Genomic DNA, 4,149 nt, shown 5'->3' with positions numbered 1-4,149 from the left:
CATTGTTATTTTTGAATCGAAAGGCTATATTTACTGACACACAACAATGTATATGAAAAATAGGCGAAAAAGTACTAATTGAAATATTTTTGGCTTGTATCAAACTTTAGGATTAGACAAAAATTTAGGGCTTAGTGATCGCCTACTTATCATATACGAAACGTTGTACAACATTTCCCAAAAATCGTAAATGACACCTGAAATAGCCAAAAACATCGGAATCAAAAAAGCCTTACAATCTGCAACGATTGGAATTTTAATTGCGTTTCTTTTTATGATGTTACTTGCTGGAGGAAATCCACAATGGATGCTAGAATGGAATTACTGGATAAATATAATTATTGGAATTGGAATTTTCTACGGACTTGCGTATTGGTTTGGAAAAAATGCTGGATATGAAATCTTGATAAAGAAAAAAGATTCTGATAAAGTCGGAGCGAAATACGGATTTCTAACTTTAATAATAACCGCTTTCCTTGTTGGTTGGACAGGATTTGTACAAGAGGGAATGGAACCTTATGATACTTTCTTGGATTCGTTTGAGGATTATATTTTCAAACCATTCTTTTGGATAACATTCATTGGATTTTTGCCTGCAATTTTAGTCGGAATCTTATTTGGAAAGTGGATTAGAAAAAGTAAAGAATAAATGGAATTCGAAATAAAGAGAACTATTACAATAGAATTCACGGATGATAATTTAAAAGTTGATTTAAATAATCTAGAAAAGTATATTTCAGAAAACCTAAAAGAAAAAGAATATGGAACTTCTGTAGTCAAATACTTTTGGGGCTTTGAGTTATTCAAATTTGATGGAGGTTTTGCTCAATTTTTTAGAAATGATATCGAAAGTTGGAAACATTCAGTCAAATGGTTTGTGACTAATTCAAACTTTGATTGGAATGTGATTCAAAGATTAAGTGAATTAGAGACAATTGAACTGATTAAAAAAGAAATATTAGCTTCTATTGAGCGTATTGAAAAAATGAAAAGGAAACCAAAAGATTTTGATTATAAAAGTTTGATAAAGGATTTAGATAAAATTCTAACTGAATATATAAATAAAAACGTTGTACAACACCGTGTATAATTCATTGCTAGTACTCGCCTACTTACGAAAATCCTCGCGGATTTTCTATTCGGTTTGTATTTGCTAAATTAGTTGCTGAAACACGCAACGAAATCATACACAAAACCGTTGGGCACAATTAAAACCGAATGAATAGACTTCTAATTTTACTTTTTTCAATATTCTTAATTGGTTGTTGCAATGAACCAAAATTGTTGAATAACGGACTGACTCAAAAAGCAACACAAATTACCGAATACACAATTAAAGTGGAAAATGATTCTCTGAATAATAAGATTCAAGATACACTTGTAATTACAGAAAAGAAATACAACGAAAATGACCAAATAATTAGCAGACATCAGCGGAATTTATTTGCTGACGAAACAATGGATATTGAATTCATTTACAATAATGAGAAAAAGATAAAAAGAGAAATTGTGACACTTTCAAACGACAGTTCAAATTTTATTGTTGATTATTTCTACAAAGACACATTGCTTTTGGAAACAAAATCAGAATCCAAAAATGACATTTTTCAATTCAAACAAATTGGAGGTTATAAATATAATTCTGACAACAAACTAAAAGAAAGTTCATTAAAGCAAATCTACATTGACGTTGAAACAAATGACACAATTACTAATACTCTTGAAATAAGTAAATATAACGACAAGGAATTTGTAACTGAATCCAAACTATCGGACTTTAGAAAACCTGAACGGAATCGAAATACTGAATTTAAATACGATTGTGGAATTTTAATGGAAATAAAAGAATTTAATAGCAAAGATTCTTTGATTTCAACAACAGAATATAAATACGAATTTGACAAGTTTGAAAATTGGACAAAAAGAGAATCAATTGAGAATGACAAACTAAATTACATACGAACGAGGGAAATAGAATATAAATAACTGTGCCCAACACCGTATAAAATTAATTGCTAGTGCAAGCCTACTTACGAAAATCCTCGCGGATTTTCTATTCGGTTTGTATTTGCTAAATTAGTTGCTTTAAACACGCAACTAATCTTATACAAACACGTTGTGCAACATTTAAAAAAATACAGAACTTGAAAAATTTTTATTGGATAATTATATTATTTTCAATTCAATCATATTCGCAAAATGAAAAATGGTTTGACTTTGAATTAGACTCTATTACAAGGTTTAAATTGCCCGCCGAAAACGCCAATTTATTCAATTCGGAAGAGAACGGAATAAAAATGTATGAATTGTCCGCGGAAAAAAATGGAATCGTGTATAGCGGAAATAAGATGCTAATTACGAATTCAAGTCTGCCGAAGAATCTTGATGAATTGAAAAGCATCTATGATGAAGCTATTCCAAATATTTCAAAAAATTATCCAAAAGCAATAGTATCGAAAGAAAGTATTGATAAAAATGGATTTAAAGGACAAAAATTAACGTTGACAGATAGTATTGGAAATCGATTATACCAATCTGAAGTTTATCTATTAAACAATAATCTATTCCTGTTTAATTGCATTTCTAAAGACGATTCTGATATCAAAGATGCCGAGTATTTCTTCAATCAAATATCATTACCAACGAATTCATCAATTATACAATTGACAGAAAAGTCTAATTCATTAAAATTTATAACTCGTTTTAAAACAGAGTTAATGATTTTAATTGGAATTTTAGGATTAATAATTGGAATAATAGTACTAAAAAAAAACGTTGCACAACACCGTATATAGCTCATAGCTAGTTAGTTGCTTAATCGAAAGTTCAGTCATATTTGCAAGTCCGCCAAATTTTTTAATTTGGCTTTTTGAGAAATAAAGATAAAAAGAAAATTAAAAAATTCGGCTCGTGCTTAATCGAAAAGTTATCGCTAATTTGCACGCTACGAGCCATATACAAAACCGTTGTAGCCAATTTGAGAAAAACGAACTAACCGAATGAATATAGTAGAAAAAGAAGCAGTAGAATACGCTGAATATGAATTTTTTAACGGAGAATTGAATTGTACTGTTGATAATTTATCAAGTGATTTATCGTCAAAACTTTACAGTCTTAAGCGAAAAAAAGACAAATTATTTTTTCTAAATATTTTAAGGAAAGAAGTTTTAAATCAAAAATTGGAACACGAAAAAACTTGTAGTAAAGTAAACTGCGGAACTTCTCAAGAAAAGGAAACAGGATTATTTGTAATTGACCAAGAAATTGAGGAAATATCTCAATCTTATGAATATCAACCGAAATACACGGAGGAATTTAGTTCGGAGCAGAAATCGGAATTGCACAACTCGCTGAATGAAATCAAAGAGAAATTGACTGAACTCGGATTTGGTCAACAAATCATTTTTGATGAACTGGATGAATTAAAGGAACATCTCAATCTTGGCAAGAAAAACTGGTTTCAATTGCTTAAAGGCAAATTATTTGACCTGACAGTAAGTAAAGCTTTAGAAGAAACTGTTATCAAAGAAGTTTACGAAACACTTTCCGACGGATTTGAGGACTTACCGAATTTAATTGAAAATTTATAAAACGAATATATGGGATTAGTAAAACAATGGATGTTAGATAATGAATACAACAATAGTCTAACAGAATTTTTGAGACAGTTATTAGAAAATGACCAATTGTCTGGAGCGATTGAGGGAATAACAAAGCAAATTCTGGACAAAGGAATGGACTCTTTGAAAGGTGCACAAAGACCAGTAATTGAATCATTTGTTGAAAATTACACTCGAAATATCGAATGTGAAAGATGTAGTAATGGAAATTTGTCTGAATTGACTGACTATCTTTTCATTGAGGAAAATGGACTTTGCCCAATGTGCGAATATGACCGAGAAAAATTTATGAGAGATTAAAAAAACTGGCTACAACAACGTGTATAATTCATTGCTAGTTCTAGCCTACTTGGAAAATCCGAAGGATTTTCCTCTGGTTCGTTTTTGTTTACTAATTTAGTTGCTGAAACACGCAACGAAATCATACACGAACACGTTAGGCAACATTTGAAAAAAAAATTCTGCAAACATTCAAAAATATGCTTATCTTTGACGTTAGTAACGTAAAAAGATATGATATTATCCTTTG

Annotated in this window: 6 protein-coding genes; all 6 read left to right on the top strand. The window is 30.1% G+C overall.

The features are described 5' to 3' along the window. Nucleotides 1-190 precede the first annotated feature (190 nt). The 6 genes from K8344_RS13685 (at nt 191) to K8344_RS13660 (ending at nt 3,920) form a co-directional block, all read left to right on the top strand. Nucleotides 191-649: a hypothetical protein gene (locus K8344_RS13685; RefSeq protein ID WP_237609242.1), complete on the top strand. Its 459-nt coding sequence runs from the start codon at nt 191-193 to the stop codon at nt 647-649. Further along, nucleotides 650-1,090: a hypothetical protein gene (locus K8344_RS13680; protein WP_237609241.1), complete on the top strand. Its 441-nt coding sequence runs from the start codon at nt 650-652 to the stop codon at nt 1,088-1,090. It begins immediately after the preceding gene. 128 nt (nt 1,091-1,218) lie between these two features. Then, nucleotides 1,219-1,986, top strand: coding sequence for a hypothetical protein (locus K8344_RS13675; protein ID WP_237609240.1), 768 nt, complete (start codon nt 1,219-1,221; stop codon nt 1,984-1,986). A 158-nt stretch (nt 1,987-2,144) separates the two neighbouring features. Further along, entirely contained in the window at nt 2,145-2,795 is a 651-nt protein-coding gene (locus tag K8344_RS13670; protein WP_237609239.1) for a hypothetical protein, read from the top strand. A gap of 204 nt (nt 2,796-2,999) precedes the next feature. Beyond that, entirely contained in the window at nt 3,000-3,590 is a 591-nt protein-coding gene (locus tag K8344_RS13665; RefSeq protein ID WP_237609238.1) for a hypothetical protein, read from the top strand. Between the two features lie 9 nt (nt 3,591-3,599). Further along, nucleotides 3,600-3,920, top strand: coding sequence for a hypothetical protein (locus K8344_RS13660; protein ID WP_237609237.1), 321 nt, complete (start codon nt 3,600-3,602; stop codon nt 3,918-3,920). The last annotated feature ends 229 nt before the right edge of the window (nt 3,921-4,149 follow it).

Source organism: Aequorivita xiaoshiensis, assembly GCF_022008395.1.
Taxonomy (GTDB): Bacteria; Bacteroidota; Bacteroidia; order Flavobacteriales; family Flavobacteriaceae; genus Aequorivita; species Aequorivita xiaoshiensis.
The sequence above is the reverse complement of the archived record's forward strand: the minus strand, read 5'-3'. Positions and strand labels throughout refer to the sequence as shown.

Excerpts from the sequence above, each read along its gene's own strand:
- K8344_RS13685 (WP_237609242.1), top strand. The coding sequence starts at position 191 with ATGACACCTGAAATAGCCAAAAACATCGGAATCAAAAAAGCCTTACAA.
- K8344_RS13680 (WP_237609241.1), top strand. The coding sequence starts at position 650 with ATGGAATTCGAAATAAAGAGAACTATTACAATAGAATTCACGGATGAT.
- K8344_RS13675 (WP_237609240.1), top strand. The coding sequence starts at position 1,219 with ATGAATAGACTTCTAATTTTACTTTTTTCAATATTCTTAATTGGTTGT.
- K8344_RS13665 (WP_237609238.1), top strand. The coding sequence starts at position 3,000 with ATGAATATAGTAGAAAAAGAAGCAGTAGAATACGCTGAATATGAATTT.
- K8344_RS13660 (WP_237609237.1), top strand. The coding sequence starts at position 3,600 with ATGGGATTAGTAAAACAATGGATGTTAGATAATGAATACAACAATAGT.